The 22,486-nt window shown below is 72.7% G+C and carries 18 protein-coding genes and 2 pseudogenes; 11 read left to right on the forward strand and 9 right to left on the reverse strand.

Annotated features, from left to right (window positions below; genetic code table 11):
- Positions 1–4: 4 nt before the first annotated feature.
- Positions 5–799, reverse strand: coding sequence for a hypothetical protein (locus tag O7615_RS23250; protein ID WP_278179912.1), 795 nt, complete (start codon positions 797–799; stop codon positions 5–7).
- A 205-nt stretch (positions 800–1,004) separates the two neighbouring features.
- Between O7615_RS23250 and O7615_RS23255 the strand changes: the two genes are divergently transcribed.
- Positions 1,005–1,817, forward strand: a complete 813-nt coding sequence (locus tag O7615_RS23255; RefSeq protein ID WP_278179913.1) for a DUF3097 domain-containing protein — start codon at positions 1,005–1,007, stop codon at positions 1,815–1,817.
- A gap of 63 nt (positions 1,818–1,880) precedes the next feature.
- Positions 1,881–3,155 (forward strand): AI-2E family transporter, encoded by a 1,275-nt coding sequence (locus O7615_RS23260; protein ID WP_278179914.1) that lies wholly within the window; start codon positions 1,881–1,883, stop codon positions 3,153–3,155.
- Between the two features lie 19 nt (positions 3,156–3,174).
- Here the strand turns inward: O7615_RS23260 and O7615_RS23265 are convergent, their stop codons facing one another.
- Positions 3,175–4,494 (reverse strand): serine hydrolase domain-containing protein, encoded by a 1,320-nt coding sequence (locus O7615_RS23265; RefSeq protein ID WP_278179915.1) that lies wholly within the window; start codon positions 4,492–4,494, stop codon positions 3,175–3,177.
- An 84-nt stretch (positions 4,495–4,578) separates the two neighbouring features.
- Between O7615_RS23265 and O7615_RS23270 the strand changes: the two genes are divergently transcribed.
- The 4 genes from O7615_RS23270 (at position 4,579) to O7615_RS23285 (ending at position 9,491) form a co-directional block, all read left to right on the forward strand.
- Positions 4,579–5,049 (forward strand): NfeD family protein, encoded by a 471-nt coding sequence (locus O7615_RS23270; protein ID WP_278179916.1) that lies wholly within the window; start codon positions 4,579–4,581, stop codon positions 5,047–5,049.
- A 4-nt stretch (positions 5,050–5,053) separates the two neighbouring features.
- Positions 5,054–6,163, forward strand: coding sequence for an SPFH domain-containing protein (locus tag O7615_RS23275; RefSeq protein ID WP_278179917.1), 1,110 nt, complete (start codon positions 5,054–5,056; stop codon positions 6,161–6,163).
- A 223-nt stretch (positions 6,164–6,386) separates the two neighbouring features.
- Complete coding sequence (locus O7615_RS23280; protein WP_278179918.1) at positions 6,387–7,196, forward strand: hypothetical protein; 810 nt, start codon at positions 6,387–6,389, stop codon at positions 7,194–7,196.
- A 111-nt stretch (positions 7,197–7,307) separates the two neighbouring features.
- Positions 7,308–9,491 (forward strand): transglycosylase domain-containing protein, encoded by a 2,184-nt coding sequence (locus O7615_RS23285; protein WP_278182204.1) that lies wholly within the window; start codon positions 7,308–7,310, stop codon positions 9,489–9,491.
- Positions 9,492–9,534: 43 nt separating this feature from the next.
- Here O7615_RS23285 and O7615_RS23290 read toward each other — a convergent pair whose 3' ends face one another.
- Positions 9,535–11,388: a thiamine pyrophosphate-requiring protein gene (locus O7615_RS23290; RefSeq protein WP_278179919.1), complete on the reverse strand. Its 1,854-nt coding sequence runs from the start codon at positions 11,386–11,388 to the stop codon at positions 9,535–9,537.
- Positions 11,389–11,502: 114 nt separating this feature from the next.
- Between O7615_RS23290 and O7615_RS23295 the strand changes: the two genes are divergently transcribed.
- On the forward strand, positions 11,503–12,747 hold the full coding sequence (locus tag O7615_RS23295) for a crosslink repair DNA glycosylase YcaQ family protein (RefSeq protein WP_278179920.1): 1,245 nt from the start codon (positions 11,503–11,505) through the stop codon (positions 12,745–12,747).
- A gap of 91 nt (positions 12,748–12,838) precedes the next feature.
- Here O7615_RS23295 and O7615_RS23300 read toward each other — a convergent pair whose 3' ends face one another.
- From O7615_RS23300 to O7615_RS23310, 3 genes and pseudogenes are all read right to left on the reverse strand, one after another.
- Entirely contained in the window at positions 12,839–13,027 is a 189-nt protein-coding gene (locus O7615_RS23300) for a DUF397 domain-containing protein (RefSeq protein ID WP_278179921.1), read from the reverse strand.
- A pseudogene (locus O7615_RS23305) lies at positions 13,014–13,112 on the reverse strand (DNA-binding protein); the annotation flags it as partial. The gene O7615_RS23300 and the pseudogene O7615_RS23305, both read right to left, overlap by 14 nt.
- 18 nt (positions 13,113–13,130) lie before the next feature.
- A complete protein-coding gene (locus O7615_RS23310) occupies positions 13,131–14,360 on the reverse strand; it encodes a transposase (RefSeq protein ID WP_278179922.1) in 1,230 nt (409 codons plus the stop codon).
- Between the two features lie 22 nt (positions 14,361–14,382).
- Between O7615_RS23310 and tnpA the strand changes: the two genes are divergently transcribed.
- Entirely contained in the window at positions 14,383–14,799 is a 417-nt protein-coding gene (gene tnpA, locus O7615_RS23315) for an IS200/IS605 family transposase (RefSeq protein WP_278179923.1), read from the forward strand.
- An 82-nt stretch (positions 14,800–14,881) separates the two neighbouring features.
- Here tnpA and O7615_RS23320 read toward each other — a convergent pair.
- Positions 14,882–15,175 (reverse strand): annotated as a pseudogene (locus O7615_RS23320) (helix-turn-helix transcriptional regulator); the annotation flags it as partial.
- 163 nt (positions 15,176–15,338) lie between these two features.
- Between O7615_RS23320 and O7615_RS23325 the strand changes: the two are divergent.
- Both O7615_RS23325 and O7615_RS23330 read left to right on the forward strand, forming a co-directional pair.
- Complete coding sequence (locus tag O7615_RS23325; protein WP_278182205.1) at positions 15,339–16,214, forward strand: RNA methyltransferase; 876 nt, start codon at positions 15,339–15,341, stop codon at positions 16,212–16,214.
- A 35-nt stretch (positions 16,215–16,249) separates the two neighbouring features.
- On the forward strand, positions 16,250–17,992 hold the full coding sequence (locus O7615_RS23330; protein ID WP_278179924.1) for a PucR family transcriptional regulator: 1,743 nt from the start codon (positions 16,250–16,252) through the stop codon (positions 17,990–17,992).
- 138 nt (positions 17,993–18,130) lie between these two features.
- On the opposite strand, the gene O7615_RS23335 is transcribed toward O7615_RS23330, so the two are convergent.
- Positions 18,131–19,486: a hypothetical protein gene (locus O7615_RS23335; RefSeq protein ID WP_278182206.1), complete on the reverse strand. Its 1,356-nt coding sequence runs from the start codon at positions 19,484–19,486 to the stop codon at positions 18,131–18,133.
- 89 nt (positions 19,487–19,575) lie between these two features.
- On the opposite strand from O7615_RS23335, the gene murD reads away from it, so the two are divergent.
- A complete protein-coding gene (murD, locus tag O7615_RS23340; RefSeq protein WP_278179925.1) occupies positions 19,576–20,925 on the forward strand; it encodes a UDP-N-acetylmuramoyl-L-alanine--D-glutamate ligase in 1,350 nt (449 codons plus the stop codon).
- A gap of 82 nt (positions 20,926–21,007) precedes the next feature.
- Here murD and O7615_RS23345 read toward each other — a convergent pair whose 3' ends face one another.
- Positions 21,008–22,453 carry an acyltransferase gene (locus tag O7615_RS23345; protein WP_278179926.1) on the reverse strand — a complete coding sequence of 482 codons (1,446 nt, stop codon included), beginning with the start codon at positions 22,451–22,453 and terminating at the stop codon, positions 21,008–21,010.
- Positions 22,454–22,486 lie beyond the last annotated feature (33 nt).

The raw sequence follows: 22,486 nt of genomic DNA on the forward strand, positions 1-22,486 counted from the left end.
ACCGTCAGGGGCGGAGGGGGGCGTTGCAGGCGGCCACCAGGGCCTGGCGGCAGGCGGCGGTGAGCGGGCGCAGGGCGGCGTCGCGCTGCTGGGCCTCGTGGTTGTTGACCGCGCCGCCCGGTGCCGCGTGCCCGGCGAGGGCGAGCACCCGGTCGAGCACGGCGGCGCGGGCGAACAGCCGGCGGGCCCGTGGGTCGAACCCGGGCGGCAGGTCGGTGGTGCCGTCGGGACGGCGCAGCGCCTCCAGGGCTCCGGCCAGCTCCGGGCGCCACTGGGCGACGTCGAGCCGGGTGAGCGCGGCGGTCGTGTCGGCCAGCGCGGCGGCCAGCTCCGCCTCCGCCTCGGCGGCGCCGGGCAGGGTGAGCGAGGCGGCGGGGGCGTCCGCCGGCAGCGGGTGGACCCGCCAGAGAACCGTCTCGAACGTGTCCCCGGAGCCGGAGGTGTGCACGCGGACCTCGGGGATCAGGCCCAGCGCGCCGGCGATCACCGCCTCGCCGGCCAGCAGTGCGGCACCGGCGAAGTCGCCCGGGCCGGGCAGGCCGCGGGGGTCGCCCGGGGCCGGTAGCACCAGCCGGATCTCGTCGGGCGAGAGCTTGGCCAGGGTGGGCAGGGCCTCCCGCAGCGGCACGTCCATCCAGGTGCCGGGCGCGTCGGCGACCAGGTGCTCCTCGTCGCCGGCGACCGCACCGGCGACCTCGTCGAAGGGCACGAGCCCGGCGCGCCAGGCGCGCACCCAGGCAACGAACCGGCTCGACCGGCGCGGCGCGAGGATGGCCGCACCCGCAGCGGGGGTGGACATGCCGAAAGAGTACGTGGTGACGCCCGCCCCTGTCTCGACTGCCGCGCCCACACCTCCCCGTCGCGCCGATCATGCAGTTGTACTGGGCGGTTCGCGGTGTTCACGGCTTTTTGCCGGATGCCACAACCGCATGATCGGAGGCCGTGGGTGGGGGAGGGGTGTGTCGGAGGGCGGGGTGCGGGTGGGTGGATTAGCTTGGGTGGGTATGGGGCGGCGGTATGGCGATGACGTGTTGGCGGGGGACTGGCGGCGCCGGAGGGTGACCCCTGAGGTCGACGCCGAACCGGGCCTCGTGGTCGAGGACGCCGAATCGGGGTTCTGCGGTGCGGTGGTCGGCTTCGACTCCGGCGCGGTCGTGCTGGAGGACCGGCACCGGCGGCGGCGCAACTTCCCACTGCTGCCGGCCGCGTTCCTGCTCGACGGTCACGCGGTCACGCTGCGTCGCCCCGCCCGGCCCCCGGTGCCGGCGGCCCGGCGCCGCACCGCGTCGGGCTCGGTGGCGGTGGACGGGGCACCCGCCCGGGTCGCCCGGGCCAGCCGGATCTGGGTGGAGGGCGGGCACGACGCCGCCCTGGTCGAGCGGATCTGGGGCGACGACCTGCGCGTCGAGGGCGTGGTCGTGGAGCCGCTGTCGGGCATCGACGCCCTCGACGCCGAGGTACGCGACTTCGGCCCCGGACCGGGTCGGCGGCTCGGCGTGCTGGTCGACCACCTGGTGCCCGGCTCCAAGGAGAGCCGCATCGTGGCCCGGGTCGACTCCCCGTACGTCCTCGTCACCGGCCACCCGTACGTCGACGTGTGGCAGGCGGTGAAGCCGTCGGCGCTGGGCATCGCGGCGTGGCCGGTGGTGCCACCGGGGCGGCCGTGGAAGGAGGGCGTCTGCGCCGCGCTCGGCGTCGCCGAACCGGCCGACATGTGGCGGCACATCCTGTCCAGGGTGAACACGTTCGCCGACGTGGAGACGCCATTGATCAACGCGATGGAGCGGTTGATCGACTTCGTGACCGAGCCCGCGTGAGCCGCGACGGCGCGGACCGCTACCGTGGACGGCCAGGTCCCTAACACCCCCGGGGGTGCGCCCTTGAGCCGGTTCCAACAGCTGCGGCAGCGGCTGCGCCAGGCGTACGAGACGGGACGTGAGTCGGTGCGTGCGGCCCGTGAGCGGGAGCGCATCCGGCGTGCGGAGGATGCGGACGGGCTGATCCCCGAACCCGAGCCCGTCCGGCCCGCGGACGACGGTGCCCTGTCGACGACGAGCCGCGACGACGCGGACGTGCCCCGGGCGCTGCGGATCGCCGCCGCCTGGTCGTGGCGGCTCATCGTCATCGGGATCGTCGGCTGGGCGTTGCTGCGGGTCCTGGGTGCCGTCCGCATCGTCATCGTCCCGTTGCTGGTGGCGTTGCTGCTCGCCGCGTTGCTCGCGCCGGCCGTCGGTTGGCTGCTGCGCGCCCGGTTCCCCCGCACGCTGGCCACCGCGGTGGTCCTGATCGGCGGGCTGGCCGCGGTGGTCGGCACGCTGACCCTGGTGGTCAACCAGTTCATCGTGGGTCTGCCCGAGCTGAGTTCCAGCGCCGCGGCCGGCATCGGGCAGATCCAGAACTGGCTGCGGGACGGCCCGCTGAACCTCTCCGACGGGCAGCTCAACCGGTACATCGAGGCCGGGCAGAGCTGGATCAACGAGAACTCCCAGGCGTTGACCAGCGGTGCGATCTCCACCGCGGGCACCGTGGTCGAGTTGTTCACCGGCGCCCTGCTGGTGCTGTTCGCCACGTTCTTCTTCCTCCGGGACGGTGGCCGGATCTGGCGGTTCCTCGTGGGGCTGTTCCCGGTGGCCGCCCGCTGGCGGGTCGACGACGCCGGGCGCGCCTCCTGGCTGACCCTGGTGGCCTACGTGCGAGCCACGGTGCTGGTGGCCTTCATCGACGCGATGGGCATCGGGATCGCGCTCGTGCTGTTCGACGTGCCGTTCGCCTTCCCGCTGGCCGCCCTGGTGTTCCTCGGTGCGTTCATCCCGATCGTCGGTGCGACGCTGTCCGGAGCGGTGGCGGTCCTGGTCGCGCTCGTCGACGGCGGCTGGGTCACCGCGCTGATCATCTTCGGGGCGGTGATCGTGGTGCAGCAGGTGGAGGGGAACGTCCTCCAACCGTGGATCATGGGCCGGGCGGTGGCCCTGCACCCGCTGCCCGTCGTCCTGGCGGTGACCGCCGGGGTGGTGCTGGAGGGCATCGTCGGCGCGCTCGTCGCCGTACCACTGATCGCCGTGCTCAACACCGCCGTACGCCGCCTGGCCCGCCGCCGGCCGGATCCGCCGTCACCGGTCCCGGAGGCGGTGGTGGTCAGGTCGACCCCGCCCTGAGGTGCCGGCCGGGCGCCGGTCAGGGTTCGTCATCGGGGGTACGGGTGAAGACGAAGGTGGCGATGTCGAGCGCGACGGGATGGCCGGCCGCGTCCCGCGACACCGTCAGCACCTCGCCGTTCTCGATGCCGCTGACGCCACGCCACCGGTCGGTGCCCGCCGGGGCGTAGCGGCTGATCCGGTCGCCGCGCACCGTGCCGACCAACTCCCCGGTGTCGCGGTCCCAGCTGAGGTCGAGCGGGGTGCCCATCCACCACCACCGGCCGGTGAGCGGGGCGAGGTCGGCCGGGGGCGGGGTGTCGACCGGGCGCCACGGGTGGGCCGGTGCCGGCTCGGCGTCGAGCACCCGGGTCAGGACCCGGTGGCCGAGCGCGCCGAGGGAGCCGGTGCGGAAGCCGTACGAGTTGGCGAAGCCGACGATGCCGGTGCGGCTGCGGCGGTGCACGGCCAGGGCGGCGACGTAGCCGGGCATCGAGCCGCCGTGCCCGACGTGGATCCGGTCCCCCAGGCGGGTCAGCTGGATCCCGAGGCCGTATCCGCCGCGCCAGGATTCGAGGTCGCTGAGGACCACCGGGGCACACATCTCGTCGAGGGTGCCCGGGGCGAGCACGGCCGGGTCGGGGTCGGCGAGGAAGGCCGCCCAGCGGGCGAGGTCCGTCGCGGTGGACCAGAGCTGCCCGGCCGGGGCCATCGCCCCGCTGTCGGTACGCGGCTCCTCCCGCAGGGTGCCGTGCCACGGGTGCACCACGTAGCCCCGGGCGAACGGCTCGGCGGCCGCGTACGTGGTGCGCTGCATGTCCAGCGGCGCGAGGATCCGCTCGTGCACCAGCCGCGCCCACGGCGTACCGGTGAGCCGCTCCAGCACCCCGCCGAGCAGCCCGTACGCCAGGTTGGAATAGTGCCACGCGCGGTGCGGCGGGTACGCGATCTTCGCGGCGGAGAACCCGGCCAGCAGGGTGGCCAGGTCGACGCCCTCGCTGCGTTCCCACCACGGACCGTCGGGCTCGCGTTGCAGGCCGCCGGCGTGCCCGAGCAGCTGCCGCAGCGTGACCTCGCCGGCGGCGCTCACCTCGGGCAGGTGCCGCCGCAGCGGGTCGGCCAGCGCCAGGCGGCCGGCGTCGCGTTCCTGCATGAGCAGCACGGCGGTCATCGTCTTGGTGATCGAGCCGACGCGGTACTGCAGGTCGGCGTCGGGTCGGGGGTGCGTGCCGGCCGTGGCCAGGTGTGCCAGCGTGCCGTCGCGCACCACGCCGACGACCAGCGACGGGACGTGGTTGGCGGCCTGCGCGTCGGCCACCAGGGCGTCGACCTGCCGGGCGGTCTCGGGCAGCAGGGGCAACGGGGCCTCCCTCGATAGGAGCGGTATCGGGCCTACGATCATGACAGTTCGATGACACGTGCGTTGCCATGTCACGATCGTGGTGTGGATGCCGTGCTGTGGATCGTGCTGGGTGTGGTATTGGCGGTCGCTGAGATCTTCACGGCGACGCTATTCTTGATCATGTTCGCGGTCGGTGCGTTCGCCGCTGCCGGCGCCGCCGCGCTCGGTGCGCCGGTGGCGGTGCAGGCGGTGGTCTTCGCCGCGGTGTCGGCGTTGACCGTGCTCGCCGCGCGTCCGGTCATCCAGCGGCACAAGCAGACGGCGATGGAGAGCGGCGACACCGCGTTCGGCGTGGAGGCGATCGAGGGTTCCACCGCCCTGGTGCTGGAGCAGGTCGATGCCGACCAGGGCAGGGTGAAGATCGACGGCGAGTTGTGGAGCGCCCGCGCGTACGACGCCACCCAGGTTTTCGCACCCGGCGAACGGGTGCAGGTTATCCAGGTCAAGGGAGCGGTAGCCCTGGTCTGGCGGGACGTTTCGACGCCCGGTGAGCTACCCGAAGCGGAAAGGTGAACGGATGGAATTCGTATTCCCCGTCCTATTGATAGCCGTGGCGCTGATCTCGGTGATCACTCTGGCCAAGTCGGTGCGGATCGTGCCGCAGCAGCGTCAGGACGTGGTCGAGCGGCTCGGTCGGTACAAGCGCACCCTGAACCCGGGGCTGAACATCCTCGTGCCGTTCGTGGACGCGGTGCGTACCAAGGTCGACATGCGCGAGCAGGTGGTGAGCTTCCCGCCGCAGCCGGTGATCACCTCGGACAACCTCGTCGTGTCGATCGACACCGTCCTCTACTTCAAGGTCGTGGACTCCGTCCGGGCCACCTACGAGATCTCCAACTTCCTCCAGGCGATCGAGCAGCTCACCGTCACCACCCTGCGTAACGTGATCGGTTCGCTGGACCTGGAGCGCGCGCTGACCAGCCGCGAGGAGATCAACCGGCACCTCTCCGGCGTGCTGGACGAGACGACCGGACGGTGGGGCATCAAGGTGACCCGGGTCGAGATCAAGGCGATCGAGCCGCCGCCGAGCATCCGCGACTCGATGGAGAAGCAGATGCGCGCCGAGCGGGACCGCCGGGCCGCGATCCTGAACGCCGAGGGCCACAAGCAGTCGCAGATCCTCTCCGCCGAGGGTGAGAAGCAGGCGGCGGTGCTGCGCGCCGACGGTGACCGGCAGGCCCGCATCCTCCAGGCCGAGGGCCAGGCCAAGGCGATCCGGACCGTGTTCGACGCCATCCACCAGGCCAACCCGAGCCAGAAGGTGCTCGCGTACCAGTACCTCCAGGCCCTGCCGCAGATCGCCAACGGCACGGCGAACAAGGTGTGGATCGTGCCGGCCGAGTTGACCAAGGCCCTGGAGGGCATGGGCGGCGCACTCGGTGGGCTGAGCCAGATGGTCGGCGACGCCCCGAGCAAGGAGGCCTCCGACGACGCCAGCGCGGTCGAGCGGGAGGCCGCCGAGGCGGCGCAGGCCGCCGCCCTGGCGGCCCAGGAGATCCACGACGAGGTACGCGTCGCCGAGGCGCAGGCCACCGGCGGCACGGGGCCGCAGGGGCTACCCGCCCCGGAGCCGGTCTCGCCGGCGAGCCTGGTCAACGATCCGGCCGACCAGCGCGAGCGGGGCTGATCCAACGCCGGCCCGGACCGCTGCGGCGGTTCGGGCCGGTTCCGGCCGTTCGGGCCGGCTCGCGGCCGTTACGCGCTCGGCGCTCGGCGGCACCACGGGCAAATGCGAGAAAGACTCATGAGGCGCTCCGGTGCCTGTCACGATCGCTGTTGAGGCGGGTGGTGACCAGGCATCGGGGCGCCTCGGCGTGTCCCGGCACCGCCCGTGGTGAGCGAGGTGACGCATGGAGCCGGTGCGGCGGCTGTGGTCCACCCCGGAGGTGTCCGGAGCACACGACCCCGACGGGCCGCTCGGCACCCGGCGTACGGGTGGGGGGTTCGGCGTACTTCCCTTCGTCGACGAGCCGGCGCCGCTCGGACCGGCCACCAACGCCAGCTGGGCCTGGTCGCTGCGGCGGCTGGCCCGCGCGGCGGTCTGGCTGCTGCCGGCGTACGCGATCCTCTACGGCGCGGTGGCGATGGCCAGCGACGGTGGGGTGGGCAACGACCCGTACCCGGCCGACGGGCGGCCGTTGTATCTGATCGGCTGGGTGGCCGCGGTCTGGCTCGGCCTGCTGGCCCTGCTCGGGCTGGCCGGCCTGCTCGCCGCCACCCGTAGCCGCCATGCCGCGGTGGCCGGGCTGCTGGTCAGCATCGCCGGTACGGTGCTGATGCTGCCCTTCGCGGGGCTGTCCGAGCAGACCCCGGTCTTCGGCACCACCGCCCGGTCGCTGGTGCTGGTCGGTGCGACCTGCTACAGCGTGGGCTGGCTGCTCACCGGCTGGGCGGTGGCCCGGTCGGGCATGTTCAGCATCGGGGACGGGACGATGCTGATCATCGCCAGCCCGCTGCTCGGCCTCGGTGGGGCGCTGATCGGCTCCCTGCAGACCTTCGGGGCGATCTTCGTGCTGATCGCGGGCATCGGCATCTGCTACCGGTCGGGCCGCCTGATGCCGAGGGAGATCCTCCGCGACGCCACCAGTGCCAGCGTCGCCACGGCCGGTCCGGCCGGACCGGTGGGCCCCGGCGGTGCGGGTCCGCTCGGCGCCGCCTGACCTGCTGGCGGGCTGACCAGCGTAAAGGTTGTTGGCAACTCACGGTGAGTTACCTGACAACCGGGCGCTGGTGGTGGTCGGAAGGTGGCTTTCGCGGCAATCCTGGTGACCATGGCCACCCCCACGCCGCTGTCGCGGCTGTTCACCGTGCTGCTGACCGGCGTGCTCGCCGGCCTGGTCCTCGCGGTCGCCGCGCTGCCGGGCAACCTGCTGCTCGGTTTCGCCGCGCGGGCGGCCCTCGGCAACTACGCCGCGCTACCGGAGGCGCTGCGGACCCCGGCCACCCCGCAGCGCTCCTACCTCTACGCCAGCGACGGCACGACGTTGATCACCACGTTCTACGACGTCAACCGCACCGACGTGCCGCTGACGGAGATCGCCCCGGTGATGCGGCAGGCGATCGTGGCCGCCGAGGACCGACGCTTCTACGACCACGGCGGGGTCGACCTGCGCGGCATGCTGCGCGCCCTGGTCAGCAACGTCACCGAGGGCACCGAGCAGGGCGGTTCGACGCTGACCATGCAGTACGTGCGCAACGTGCTCAAGACCGACCCCGGCCGCACCGCCGAGGAGCGGGCCGCGGCCACCGAGCAGACCGTGGTGCGCAAGCTCCAGGAGATCCGGTACGCCAACGCGCTGGAGCAGCGCCTGGGCAAGGACGAGATCCTCAACCGCTACCTCAACATCGCGTACTTCGGCTCCGGGGCGTACGGCATCGCCGCCGCGAGCCAGCGCTACTTCTCCAAGGCACCGGCCGAGCTGACCCTCGCCGAGGCGGCCCTGCTCGCCGGACTGGTGCAGGCGCCGGAGGCGTACAGCCCGATCGACGGTGACGCCGATGCGGCGCTGACCCGGCGCGGGTACGTGCTGGACGCGATGGCCGAAACCGGGGCGATCACCGCCGAGCAGGCCGCCCGGGCCCGGGCCGAGGAGCTGACCCTGGACCCGAGCGAGCAGGCCAACGGCTGCGCCGCCACCGCCAGCGCCCGCGACGGCTGGGGCTTCTTCTGCGACTACCTGCGCCGATGGTGGATCGCCCAGCCCCAGTTCGGCGACACCGTCGCCGAGCGCGAGCAGGCGCTGCGCCGGGGCGGCTACACCGTCGTCACCACGCTGGACCCGAAGATCCAGGCCGCCGCGCAGCAGCAGGCCACCAGCGTGTACGGGTACGACAACCCGCGCGCCCTGCCGATCGCCGCGGTGCAGCCCGGCACCGGCCGCGTCCTCGCCATGGCGGTCAACCGGCACTACGGCCTCGACGCCAACCCGGACGGGCAGGCCAACTACCCGAACACCGTCAACCCGCTGATCTCCGGCGGCGGTGGGGTGGCCGGCTACCAGGCCGGCTCGACGTTCAAGCTGTTCACCATGCTCGCCGCGCTGGAATCCGGCCGGCCCCTGTCGACCGGGTTCGACGCGCCCAGCCGACTGCCCACCCGGTACCCGGCCGGCGACGACGACAGCAGCTGCGCGGGCCGCTGGTGCCCGGCCAACGCCAACCCGCAGTGGATGGACGGCTACCGGATGATGTGGGACGGCTTCGGCCGCTCGGTCAACACGTACTTCGTCTGGCTGGCCGAGCAGGTCGGCCAGGACAAGGTGGTCGAGATGGCGCAGCGGCTGGGCATCACCTTCCGCGCCGAGTCCGACGCCGACTTCGCCGAGCACGACGCGGCCGACTGGGGCGCGTTCACCCTCGGCGTGGCCGCCACCACCCCGCTCGACCTGGCCAACGCGTACGCCACCGTGGCGGCCGAGGGGACGTACTGCACGCCGCTGCCGGTGATCTCGGTGACCGCGCCCGACGGCGGACGGTTGCCGGTCGGCGACCCGTCCTGCCAGCGGGTGCTCGACGCCGACGTGGCCCGCGCCGCCACCGACGCGGCGCGCTGCCCGGTCGGCCAGCAGTCCGCGTTCGGGCAGTGCAACGGCGGCACCGCCACCGCCGTGAACCGGATCCTCGACGGCCGGCCGGTGGCCGGCAAGACCGGCAGCTCGGACGGGGCGGCGACGGAGAGCTTCGTCGGGTACACCCCGCAGGTCGCGGTCGCCGGCATCGCCGCCAACCCGGACGACCCCACCGACCTGGTCGGCAGCGCCGTGCAGGCCAGGGTGATCGACGCGGTCGCCCGGATCATCGACACCGCCGTCGACGGCCAGCCCGAGCAGGCGTTCACCCCGCCCAGCCGGGCCCTGGTCGGCGACCCCCGCCGCCCCGTCGAACGCACTCCCGCCACCGACCGCGGCACCGACCCGCTGTCCGACCTCCGCCGCTGGCTGCGAGACCGCGGCTAACCCAACCCCGCTCCTGCCCCGCCCGCCCGGGGGTGGGCGGGGGCTAGGGGGTGCGGCGGGGGCGGTAGGTGGTGACGACGCTGGGTAGGCCACGGCGGATGATGCCGGCCCAGTCGGTGTCGCCGCGCAGCACCGCCGCGGCGGTCTTGCGGGCCTGTTCGGCGGTGAAGTGCGGCGGCATCATCAGCTCGGCGGGGTCGACCAGCGCGTTGATCACCGTGGGACGGTCGGCGCGCAGCGCCCGGTCCCAGGCGTCCGGCACCTGGTCCGGGTGGTCGACCAACTCGCCGCGCAGCCCCAGCACCTCGCCCCAGCGGTGGTACGCGATGTCGGGCAGCTGCTGGCTGTCCGGGAACATCGGGGTGCCCTCGGTGGAGCGCTGCTCCCAGCTGACGAACGCCAGGTCCCGGTTGTTGAGCACCAGCACCACGAAGCGCGGGTCCGCCCAGCCCTGCCAGTACTTCGCCACCGTGATCAGCTCGTTGACGCCGTTCATCTGCATCGCGCCGTCGCCGATGAGGGCCACCAGCGGGCGGTCCGGGTGGGCGAACTTGGCCGCGAGGGCGTACGGCATGGCGCCACCCATCGACAGCAGCGTGCCCGACAGGCTGGCCAGCATCCCCGGGCGGACCTTGACGTGCCGGGCGTACCAGGCGGTGGTGGTGCCGCAGTCCACGGCGAGCAGCACGTCGTCGGGCAGCCGCTCGCTGAGGGCGGCGAAGAGGAGCTGCGGGTTGACCGGGTTGGCGTTCTGCTCGGCCAGCTCCCGCTGCGACTGCCGCCAGGCGGCAGTGGCCCCGGCGACGGTCTGCCGCCAGCGGGTCGGCCCCGGCCCGGGCCCCAGCTCACGCAGCAGGGCCCGCAGGGTGGGGGCGGCGTCGCCGGTCAGGTTCACCTCGGTCGGGTACCGCAGGCCCAGCTGGGTGCCATCGTGGTCGATCTGCACCGCCCGCGCCTGGCCGGGTGGCGGGTAGAACTCCGAGTACGGCATGTTGCTGCCGACGATGAGCAGCCGGTCGCACTGGTTCATCAACTGCCAACTGGGCCGGGTGCCGAGCAGGCCGACGGCACCGGTGACCCACGGCTCCCGATGGTCCACGGTGGTGAACCCGAGCAGCGCCGTGGCCACGCCCGCACCGAGGCGGTGGGCCACCTCGCGTACCTCGTTCTCGGCGCCGAGCGCGCCCTGGCCGACCAGCATGGCCACCCGCTCGCCGCTGCCCAGCACCTGGGCGGCGTGCCGGATGTCCGCCTCCGGCGGCACCGTCGGGCCGCTGCTGGGCACGCTGCTGGTGTGGTAGTAGCCGTGCGCGTGCGGCGGGTTGGGCACCGCCGCCAGGTCCTGCACGTCGAGCGGCAGGACCAGGGCGGTGACGGTACGCCGGGCCAGCGCGGTCCGGCAGGCCCGGTCGACCAGGTGCCGCACCTGGGAGGGGTGGTCGAGCTGGGCCAGGAACGCCGCCGCGACGTCCTTGTAGAGGGCGAGCAGGTCCACCTCCTGGTAGTAGCCGCCGCCCTCGGCGGTGAGCGCGGTGTGCCCGACCAGCGCCACCACGGGTTGGTGGTCCAGCTTGGCGTCGTAGAGGCCGTTGAGCGCATGAATGGCGCCCGGACCGCTGGTCACCAGGACGGCACCGATCGGCCCGCCGCCGTACTTGACGTGCGCCGACGCGGCGAACCCGGCCGTCTCCTCGTGCCGCACCTGGACGAACTGCGTCTGCTCGGTCCTGCGTTGCAGGGCGGAGGTCATGCCGTTGATGCCGTCGCCGGGGAAGCCGAAGTAGCGGCGGACGCCCCAGCAGGCGAGCCGTTGCACGATGTGGTCCGCGACGGTGGCCCCGCGGGGCAGGGGCCACGGGTCGGCCGGCACCTGGCTGCCGACGTGCTCTGCGCTCACCTGGACCGCCTTCCGGTCGGCTGCTTGGACGAAGTGGCCCGGCATTCCCCGTCCCTCGGCGACGAAACACCGCCGGGCGGCACGGGACAGCGCCGGTGGACTAGGGTCGGCGGCATGGTCGCCCATCGACTGACGCGGGACGAGGCCCGCCGGATCGCGATCCACGCGCAGTTGCTCGCCGTACCGCGTCCGACCGATCTCGTGGGTGTCGTCGAGCGCCTGACGATGGTGCAGCTCGACCCGACGGCGGCCATCGCACCGAGCGCCGATCTCGTGCTGTGGAGCCGGCTCGGCCCGGCCTACCACCCCGCGCACCTGACCACGGCGATCGAGGTCGAGCGGACCCTGGTCGAGACGGTCGCCTACGTCCGGCCGCCACGCGACCTGCCCGCCGTGCTCGCCGAGGCGCGCGCCGCGACCCATCCGGGCGCCCGGGAGTGGATCGAGCGCAACGAGTCGTTCCGCCGGGACATCCTGGCGCTGCTGGCGGAGCGGGGGCCGCTGCTGTCCCGGGACATCCCCGACACCAGCGTGGTGCCGTGGCCGTCGAGCGGCTGGACCAACAACCGCAACGTCACCAAGATGCTCGAACTGCTGGCCCGGCAGGGCCAGGTGGCGATCTCCGGCCGTAAGAGGCTGTCGGGAAACCCCGGGGCGAGCGAGGCGGAGTCCAGGCGGCGATCCGGCAAGGCGGAGATTGGTTCGGATACCGGTGTTGTATCCGGGCCGATCTCCAACGCCGCCGGTCGTCGGCTGGGCCCGCCGCAGCCGTCGCGAGGTTTCCCGACAGCCTCTATGGGACGGCAGCGCTACTGGGACCTTCCCGAGCGGGTGTACGCCGTCGAGCTGCCCGACCTCGACCCGGACGAGGCGGTGCGGCGGCGCAACGAGCGCCGGCTCGCCGCGTTGGGCATCGCCCGCTCCGGCGGCACCGTGACCCCGGGTGAGTCGCCGTACGTCGGCGACGCGGGAGAGGAGGCCGTGGTCGAGGGCGTGCCCGGGACCTGGCGGGTCGATCCGGCGTACCTCGGGCTGCCGTTCGAGGGGCGCACCGCGCTGCTGTCGCCGTTCGACCGGTTGATCCATGATCGGGTACGCACCGAGCAGTTGTTCGGCTTCGAGTACTTCCTGGAGATGTACAAGCCTCGGGACAAGCGCCGGTGGGGCTACTTCGCCCTACCCGTACTCCATCATGATCGGCTCGTCGGCAAGCTGGACGCGACCGCCGACCGCAAGGCGGGCACCCTCGTGGTCAACGCCCTGCACGAGGACGTCCCCTTCACCCGGGAGATGACCGCCGACGTCGACGCCGAGATCGAGAACCTCGCCACCTGGCTCGGCCTGACGACCACCCGCTGACGGCCGCCCACGATGTCGAGCTGCGGACCCGCTGGGAGTCGCCGCACGGCCTGAAGGCCCCACCGGGGCGGGGCCTTCAGGGTGTACGCGGTCAGTGGCGCTTCGCGAGCCCGAGGAACGACTGCCAGGCGGTCGGGTCGAAGGCGAGCACCGGCCCGGACGGGTCCTTGCTGTCGCGGACGGCGACCACCCCGGCCAGGTTGTCGGCCACCTCGACACACTCGCCGCCGGATGAATTGCTGCGGGTGGACTTGCGCCAACGGGCGCTACTGAGGTCCATGCTGGCTCTCCACTTCCTTGATCAGGGCGACCGAGAGGTCTTCGGGGAGGGCGACGCCCCTCACGCATTCCCATCTGGCCAGAAGTTTGACATCCTCTCCGCCCTAAAGGACGGAGATTCCCTCCACGCTGCGCGTGGACCGCGCGGTGTCCGGGTGGGTTCCCGCTTCGTTGCGCGCCGCTGGCACGGATGCCGGTCTTACGTGCGCTCTACGGGCGTTGAAGTCCGCCTGTCCGGCGGCCTTGACGTTCTTCGCGGCGTTGACGTCCCGGTCGTGGGCTGCTCCACAGGGGCAGTCCCACGCTCGGACGTTCAGCGCCATCTTCTCGTTGACCCGTCCACAGTCGGAGCACATCCGGGTGGACGGGAAGAACCGATCCACCCGGCCGAAGGTCCGCCCCCAGCGGGCGGCCTTGTACTCCAACATGCCGGTGAAACTCGCCCACCCCGCATCGTGCACGGACTTCGCCAGCCGGGTCCGGCTGAGACCGACGACGCACAGGTCCTCGACATAGATCGCTTGGTTGTCGCGAACGATGCTCGTGGACAGTTTGTGCTGCCAGTCCCGCCGGGTGTCGGCCACGTGGGTGTGTGCCCTGGCGACCTTCACGACGGCTTTCTTGCGGCGGTTGCTGCCCCGCTGTTTGCGGGACAGATCCTGCTGCAACCGCTTGAGCTTGCGGGCCGCGCGGCGCAGGAACTTCGGCGCGGCCACCTTCGTGCCGTCGGACATGACCGCGAAGTGGGTCAGCCCGAGGTCGATCCCGATCTCGGATTCGACCGGCGGTAACGCCGCGTCGGTCACCTGCACGACGAACGAGGCGAAGTACCGCCCGGCCGCGTCCCGGATCACCGTGACCGAGCTGGCCTCGGACGGCAGGCTCCGCGACCACCGGACCGGCACCTCGCCGATCTTCGGCAGCCGCAGTCGTCCGTTGTCGAGCACCTTGAACCGGGAGTTCTTCGTGAACCGGATGGCCTGCCGGTTGTCCTTGCGCGACCGGAACCGGGGCGGCGCCAGCTTGCGGCCCTTGCGCTTGCCCGTGACCGAGGCGAAGAAGTTGCGGTACGCCACGTTCAGATCGGCCAAGGCCTGCTGGAGCACTACCGACGACACCTCGCCCAGCCAAGCCCGTTCCGGGGTCGTCTTGGCCTGCGTGATGATCCGCTTCGACAGTTCGGCGTCCGAGACGTACTTCTCGCCCGCCTCGCGTGCTTGTTGACGCAGACGCAGCCCGTCGTTGAACACCACGCGAGCGCACCCGAACGACCGGGCCAGCGTTTCGCGCTGAGCGGTGTCCGGGTAGAGCCGGTAGTTGTAACGGAGCTGCACGACGCCACTGTATCATTGGTTTATGGCTGACCTCGAAGGCATCCGCACTGGTAGGCACTGCGTTTTTGCTCTGCATGCTCACTTGGTCTTCGTCACGAAGTTTCGGCACAGGGTGTTCAGCGACCGGCACCTCGCCCGAATGGAGGAGATCGTGCGGGACGTGTGCCGGGACTTCGAGACCGAACTGGTCGAGTTCAACGGGGAGAACAGCCACGTCCACCTGCTCGTCAACTTCCCGCCCAAGGTCGCCCTCGCCAAGCTGGTCAACTCGCTTAAGGGTGTGTCGTCCCGTCGGCTCCGCCAAGAGTTCCCCGACCTACGGCGGCACTACTACCGGGCCAACAAGCTTTGGTCGGGCTCGTACTTCGCAGGCTCCGTCGGCGGCGCCCCGCTCTCGATTGTGAAGCAGTACATCGAGCAGCAGAACCGCCCGGTCTAAGGCACTGCTCGGGCCTTGGCCGCCCTCCCAGCGCGGGCCTTCACCCCCCGGCCTGAAGGCCAGAGCACTGGCCCGCATTCCGGTAGCGCAGTTGCCGGGCGGCGCGCTCGGCCTTCAGCCAGGGCATGAACCAGACGGGTTGGCCGTCCAGTCGGGCGGAGCACAGCAGGTGTTCGAAGAGGCCGCTGGTTTCCAGGATCTTGTCCGCCCGGCGGGCGTACGGCAGGTCCACCGCGCGGGTGCCGGTCTCCACAGCGGACACCATCGAGCCCGAGTAGTTCATACGCTTGCCGAACTCCTCCTGGGTCATGCCGGCCAACGCCCGCTGCTTGCGAAACTGGACGCGGATCAGATCCACGCTCTGCTCACGTTCCATGCGCCCTCCAGGGGAGTAGAGAAAATCGCCAAACATGACGTAACCATGTCCTCAACAGACTGTCACGGAAGTGGATTCGTTTCACGCCCTCCACGCCGGGAGGGCTGGGGTGGATCCTGCTCCCGAGGCCGCCCGATGGCGGACCGTCGGCGCCGGTCGCCAGGTGCTGCACAACCCACTGGGTCGCTGCCGGTGCAGCTCGGCCTCGCGGGTCCGGCAGAATCGGTGGGTGCCCGTCCACCTGATCACCGATCCCGGCGACGAGCGGATCGCCGACTACCGTGCGTTGACCGATGTCGAGCTGCGGACCCGCTGGGAGCCGCCGCACGGCCTGTTCATCGCCGAGGGGGAGCTGGTGCTGCGCCGGGCGTTGCGGGCCGGCTACCCGGCCCGGTCGTACCTGGTCGACGCCAAGCGGGTCGACCAGCTGGCCGACCTCGACACCGGCGACGCCCCGGTGTACGCCGCGACGCAGGACGTGCTGCGGGCAGCCACCGGCTTCCACGTGCACCGGGGCGTGCTCGCCTCGTTTCGGCGCACGCCGCTGCCGGCCGCCGCGGAGGTGCTGGCCGGCGCGGGTCGGGTGGTGATCCTGGAGGACGTTAATAACCACACGAATCTGGGCGCTATTTTCAGGGCGGTGGCGGGGCTGGGTGTGGACGCCGTGCTGCTCTCGCCCACCTGCGCGGATCCCCTCTACCGGCGTAGCGTACGGGTCAGCATGGGCGAGGTCTTCGCCGTGCCGTACGCGAAACTGGAGCCGTGGCCGGCGGCGCTGGCCGACGTGCGGGCCGCCGGCTTCACCGTCCTGGCGATGACCCCGGCACCGGACGCGGTGCCCATCCAGCGGCTGGATCCGGCCCAGCGGGCCCGGGCCGCGCTGCTGCTCGGTGCCGAGGGCGCCGGGCTGACGAGCGCCGCGATGGCGGCCAGCGACGTACGCGTGGTGATCCCGATGCGGCGCGGCGTCGACTCGCTCAACGTCGCCGCCGCGACCGCGGTCGCCTGCTGGGAACTGGGCCGCGACGACCCGCACTGAGGGACCGTCGAGCCTCGCAGGTCACGGAGGGTAGCGTGTCGGCCGTGTTCCCTACCGTCCGTGAGGTCCTCGCGTTGGACCCGGTCCGCCACGGCGCCCCGCGCCTGCTCGCCGGGGCGGCCGGGCTGGACCGTCGGGTGCGTTGGGTCCACCTCGCCGAGGTACCGGACATCGCCACCCAGCTCGGCGGTGGTGAGCTGGTGCTCACCACGGGCATCGGGCTGCCGGCCGAGGACGCCGGGCTGCGGGCCTTCATCGGCGACCTCGCGGGCGTCGGCGTCTCCGGCCTGGTGGTCGAGCTGGGCCGCCGCTACGTCGACGGCGTACCCCGGGTGATGGTCGCCGCTGCCGAGCGTCACGGCCTGCCGCTGGTGGAGCTGCGCCGCGCCACCCCGTTCGTCCGGATCACCGAGGCGGTGCACGCCCTGATCGTGGACGCCCAGCTCACCGAGCTGCGCTCCACCGAGGAGATCCACCAGCGGTTCACCGAGCTGTCGGTGGAGGGCGCCGCCCCGGGAGAGGTGGTCCGGCAGGCGGCCGAGCTGTCCGGCTGCCCGGTGGTGCTGGAGAACCTGTCTCGCCAGGTGCTCGCGTACGACCCGGCGGGGGAGAACGCCGAACTGCTGCTGGACGGCTGGGAGCAGCACTCGCGGCGGGTCCGACCGGCCGGGCGCACGGCGTACGACGGGGCCAACGGCTGGCTGGTCACCACGGTGGGCGCCCGAGGGCAGGACTGGGGGCGGTTGCTGCTGCGCTGGCCCGCCGGGGGTGACCTGGCCGGTGGACGTCGCGTGCCCACGCGGGCCGACGCCGCTCCCGGCGAGCCGCCCACCCGGCTGAGAATCCTCGTCGAGCGGGCGGCGTCCACGCTGGCCCTCGGTCGGCTGATCCGGCGCGACGCCGAAGGGTTGGAGCGGCAGATCCACCGGACCCTGCTCACCGCCCTGCTCGACCACTCCCGTCCGGTCGACGAGGTCGCGCTGCGGGCCCGGGCGCTCGGGGTGCCGCTGGAGCGCCGGCACCTCGTCGGCGTGGTGGTCCGCTACCGCGCCGACGACCCGGCGGCGGAAACCGGCCCCCTCGGGGAGGAGGCGCACGCTGGTGAGGTGCCCGACGGCGGCGCGGACACCGGACCCGCCCGGCTGCGGGACCTCGCCGAGGCCGTCGGCCAGGCGCTCCGCGAGGCGAACCTGACCGGGCTCACCAGCGCCCTGGACGACCAGGCGGTCGGCGCCCTGCTCGCCCTGCCCGAGGCGGCGGCGGAGGATCGGGCGCTGTCCGCCTTCGCCGCCGCTCTGCGCCGGGCTGCCGCCCGACCGTCCGGCGGCGCCGGGCTGCTCGTCGCGGCAGGATCCGGCGTGGGCAGCCTGCGGGAGGCGCGCCGCTCGCTGATCGAGGCCCGCCAGGTCGCCGACGCGGCCCGTCGGGACCGCCGCGATCTGCCGATCTTCCGGCTGCCGCATGTGGGGCTGGCCGGGCTGCTGCACCTGCTGCGCGACGAGCCCCGGGTGCAGACCTTCGTCGAGCGGCAGCTCGGCGCGTTACTGGCCCACGAGGCGCAGCACCCCCGGGAGCGCCTGCTCGACACCCTGCGGGCGTACCTAGAACAGGGCCGGAACAAGTCGGCGGCGGCTGCCGCGGCACACCTGTCCCGGCCGGCGTTCTACGAGCGGCTGGCCCGCATCGGCCGGATCCTGGACGTCGACCTCGACTCCGTCGACGCCTGCCTCTCCCTCCACGTAGCCCTCCTGGCCCTAGACGCCATCCGCACCCCCTAACCCCCGCCCGCACCCTCCCCACCCAGACCCCGGCGATCTTGCACTTTCGGTCGCCGATACGTGACGTTTGCACCAAGTGTCGAGGCAGAAAGTGCAAGATCGCGGCAGCGGAGGGCGGGGGTGGGGGAGGGCGGGGGGTCAGGGGGTGAGGGTGTGGAGGGTTTTGGTGTAGGTGGGGGGGATGTAGTGGGGGGCGGCGGCGGGGGTGAAGGTGTCGGAGGTGGCGGCCGTCGCCCAGGCGGTGTCGGGGAGCGCGGCGACCAGGGCGCGGACCACCGGGGTGTCGCGCCAGTCGGGCTGCTGGGCGAGCAGGCTCAGCGCCACCACCGACTCCTCCACCTCGCCGACGCACTCGAACGGCTTGTGCCCGTCGATGCCGAGCAGCTCCCGGTAGCCCGGGAGCTGCGCCTCGTCGGCGAGCAGGTCCCCGCCGAAGATGTGGGTGATCCGTTCGCGGGGCATGAAGGGGGCCAGCGCCAGGAAGACGAACCGGCACTTGGGGCAGTCGCGGCACCAGCGCTTGCTGGCGTCACGGAGCTTGAACGCCGCGTTGCAGCTGGTCACCACGTCGTCGTAGCGGTCGATGCCGGCGAAGAGCCGGGCGATGTGCAGCTCCGACAGCGGGCGCAGCAGGGAGAAGTACGGTTCGGCGAGCCCGGCGTGCTCGGCGAGGGCCGCCCGCAGCAGCCCCTCCGCCTCCACACCCTTGGACCACTGGTGGTTGATCTCGTGACCGTTCCAGATCAGATTCGGATCCGATGCCGAACGCTCGTTGGACATCACCACCGGGCCCAGCCCGTGCAGCACCGCCGTGGCGACCGCGATCAGCGAGTTGATCGCGGTGACCGGGATGTGACCGTTGCGGGCACCGGCCGCGTTCAGGTCGAACAGCACCGGGTCGATGCGCCGCCGGGCCGCGAGCGGGGCGAGCCCGGACGCCTCGTTCACCGAGTTGATCACGTGGTTCGGGTTGACCGAGAAGGGCACCGGGTCGAGGCCGGCCCGGCGCAGCGCCTCCAGGCTGACGATCGAATCCTTGCCGCCGCCCACCGCCGACAGCGGGCGCCGGTCGGAGTTGTCGTACTCGGCGGCGGGTTTCACCCGGCCGTCCGGGATCACCGGCGTCAACTCCAGCACGTACGGCAGCTGGTTGCGGTACGCGTACTCGGCGAGGCCCTTGGTGTAGACGGCCGTGACGTACTCGACGGAGGCCGGGCCCAGCGGCGCCGGCAGCAGCAGCCGGCCCGGCGCGGCGGTCTTGTAGTAGCTGACCCCGGCGACCACGTGCAGCAGCTCCAGCACGCGGCCCAGGGCCGCCACGGCGGCGTCCGACGGCGACTCCTCCGGCACCGGCAACGTGATCACCTCGGTGAACCGCTGCTCGCCGTCGGGCCCGGTCAGGGCGTAGTCGAACAACACCTCCCCGGTGGAGAGGTCGATCGAGTAGGACGGGAAGGTGAAGGCTTCCATCCGCGCCAGCTGCGAGTTGAGCACACGCCATACTAGGCCCTGGTTCGTCCGGCCGTGCCCGGCTCCGCCGGACCGTGCCGTGCCCATGCCACCGCCGCACCCGAGGAGAACCTGTGCGTCTGTCTGACCTGCGCGGACGTCGAATCGCCGTCTGGGGGGCCGGCCGGGAGGGCCGGGCCGCGGTGACCGCGATCGCCGCCCACGGCCCGGCCGACCTGGTCGCCGTCGACGACAGCGCCAACTTCCTCTCGCTGCCCTGGGACGGGCCGCTGGCGGAGGCCGCCCCGCTGGTCACCGGCGAGGCGGGGTTCGCCCGGTTGACCGGTGCCGACGTGGTGATCCGCTCGCCGGGCGTGCCGCAGACCCACCCGTGGTTGGTGGAGTTGCGCCGGCGGGGCGTGACGGTCACCCAGGGCACGTCGCTGTGGATGGCCGACCACGGCGAGCGCACCATCGGGGTGACCGGCAGCAAGGGCAAGAGCACCACGTCGAGCCTGATCAGCCACCTGCTGACCGCGGTGGGCCGGCCGAACGTCTTCGGCGGCAACATCGGCGTGCCGACGCTGGACCTGCCGGAGGCGGAGCTGTACGTGCTGGAGCTGTCCAGCTACCAGTGCAGCGACCTGGCCGACTCGCCCCGGGTGGCCGTGGTCACCGCGCTCTTCCCCGAGCATCTCGACGCGCACGGCGGCGAACGGGAGTACTACCGCGACAAGCTCAACCTGCTCGCATACGGCCCGCGTACCGTGGTGGTCAACGGCGCGGACCCGCGGCTGGCGTTCGAGCTGGGTGATCGCGCGGCGGTCCGCGCCGGCACCGCCGACTCGGTGAACGTCGCCGCCGGCCCGGACGGTACGGCCTGGTTCCACCTGGTCGACCAGCCGCTCTTCCCGCGGGCGGTGCTGCCGCTGGTGGGTCGGCACAACGAGGGCAACCTCTGCGTGGCCCTGGCCGTGCTCGGCGCGATCGGCGTGGACCTGCTCGACCGCAAGGACGCCCTGGCCGTGGCGGTCGCCGAGTTCCAGGGGCTGGCCCACCGGCTGACCGAGATCGCCGACCCGTCCGGCCTGACCTTCGTCGACGACACCCTGGCGACCAGCCCGTACGCGGCCATCCACGCCATCGACGCGTACGACGGGCGGCCGTTGACCGTGATCGTCGGCGGTAACGACCGGGGCGTCGACTACACCCCGTTGCGCGAGCACCTGGCCGAGCGGGAGCTGACCGTGATCGGCATCCCGGACAGCGGCCCCCGGATCGTCGAGGCGCTCGACGGTCTGCCAAAGGTGCGCACCGAACTGGTCGAGGACCTCGCCGGCGCGGTGCAACTGGCCCGGCAGGTCACCCCGGCGGGCGGGGTGGTGCTGCTCTCGCCGGCCGCGCCGAGCTACGGCCGGTTCCGCAACTTCGAACACCGCTCCGAGGTCTTCGCCGAGGCCGTCCGCGCCACCGCCCCCGCCTGACCCTGCTCCGGGCTCGTGATCGTTTGACGGACAGTGTCTGGCCCGCCGGCGTGTCGGGTCACTGACGCGCAAACGATCGAGGTCACCCTCGGCCTTCCCAGCCGGACCTGAGCAGGCGCAGCGTGCCCGCGCCGGCCAGGTAGGCCACCAGCGCGACCACGGGCACTCCGAGCGGCTCCGGTGCGGTCTTCGCGGCCGCGCCGTTGGCCGCGAGCGCGTACACGACGGCGGCGAAGCCGGCCACGGTGAGCAGGGTGCGGGCAACCGCCCACCGGCCGGGCGGTTGGCTCGTGGTGGAGCGGCCGGTGCGGGCCTCGATCGGGCCGAAGATCGCGACCAGGACGGCCAGCACCACGGCCAGCATCAGCACCCAGGGCAGGCGCCAGGCCAGCCAGGCCGCCGAGCCGGCCGCCGGGGTGGGCAGCACGCCGAGCCCGTGCAGCGCGCCGACCAGCAGCACCGTCGCGCTCAGGTGCCACAGGAACACGGTCAGCACGACCGAGTTGACGGCGATCACCGCCTGCCATGGGCGGCTGCGGTGCAACCAGCGTTCCGCCCGCTCCCGCAGCAGCAGGATCAGCCCGAGCTGGGCGGTGGCGACCGCGAGCAGCGCCACGCTGGGCGGGGCGGCGTTGGCCAGCCGTTGACCGGGAAGGTTGATCATGCTGACCGGGTAGGGGCCCGGGCCGGTGAGCAGCACCGCCACCACGAGCCCGCCGACCAGCATGGCAGCCGCTGCCCGGGGTGACATCGGCAGGCACCGGCTCCGGACCCCGAGCCGCCGGCCCGCGCGATCCTCCGTGCCGCGCCCCTCCGTGGTGCGATCTTCCGTGGTGACGGCCGGCGGGATGGCGTCGAGGGGACGGCAGTGTCCCCGGCGAGCGTCGAACCAGGCGAAGCCGATCTGGTGGACGGCCAGCCAGCCGAGCAGGTAGCTGGGCAGGGCCAGCGCGGCCGGTCCGAGCGCGCGGCCCAGGTCACCGGCGGCCACCAGCAGCGCCAGCACCAGCGGCACCAGCAGCCCGTAGCGGCGGTGCAGCGCGTACATGAGCGGGGTCAGCGGCACCACCGCGAGGTAGGCGGCGAGGAACCACAGCGGGATGGTGGCGAACCAGACGACCGGGCGCACCTGGGCCGGCTCGGCGCCGGCCAGCCGGGCGATCAGCGCCCCGCCGGCGAGCACCAGGATCAGCGCGCTGGTCGGGCGCAGCAGCCGGGCGCTGCGGCCCAGCAGCCAACCGCCCGCGTCGCCGCCCCGGCGGCGGTGCGCGGCCAGTGAGGCGGCGTTGGCGTACCCGCCGACCAGGAAGAACACGGGCATGACCTGGACCGCCCAGGTCAACGGGTAGGCCCAGGGGATCGCGGTCAGGGCCGAGTGGCCGTCGGGTCGGCCGTGCTCGTCGTAGGAGACGGCGGCGATCGCCCAGTGACCGAGGACGACCAGCACGATGGCCAGCGCCCGGAGCAGGTCGAGGTAGCGCTCCCGGTCGGCCGGCGTCCGGGCGGCGAGGCGGGCCAGGCGGCGCATGGGTCCGAGGGTATGCCAGCCGGGGCGGTGCCG

Origin of the sequence: Micromonospora sp. WMMD1082 (assembly GCF_029626175.1) — a bacterium.
In the GTDB taxonomy this organism is placed as follows: Bacteria; Actinomycetota; Actinomycetes; order Mycobacteriales; family Micromonosporaceae; genus Micromonospora.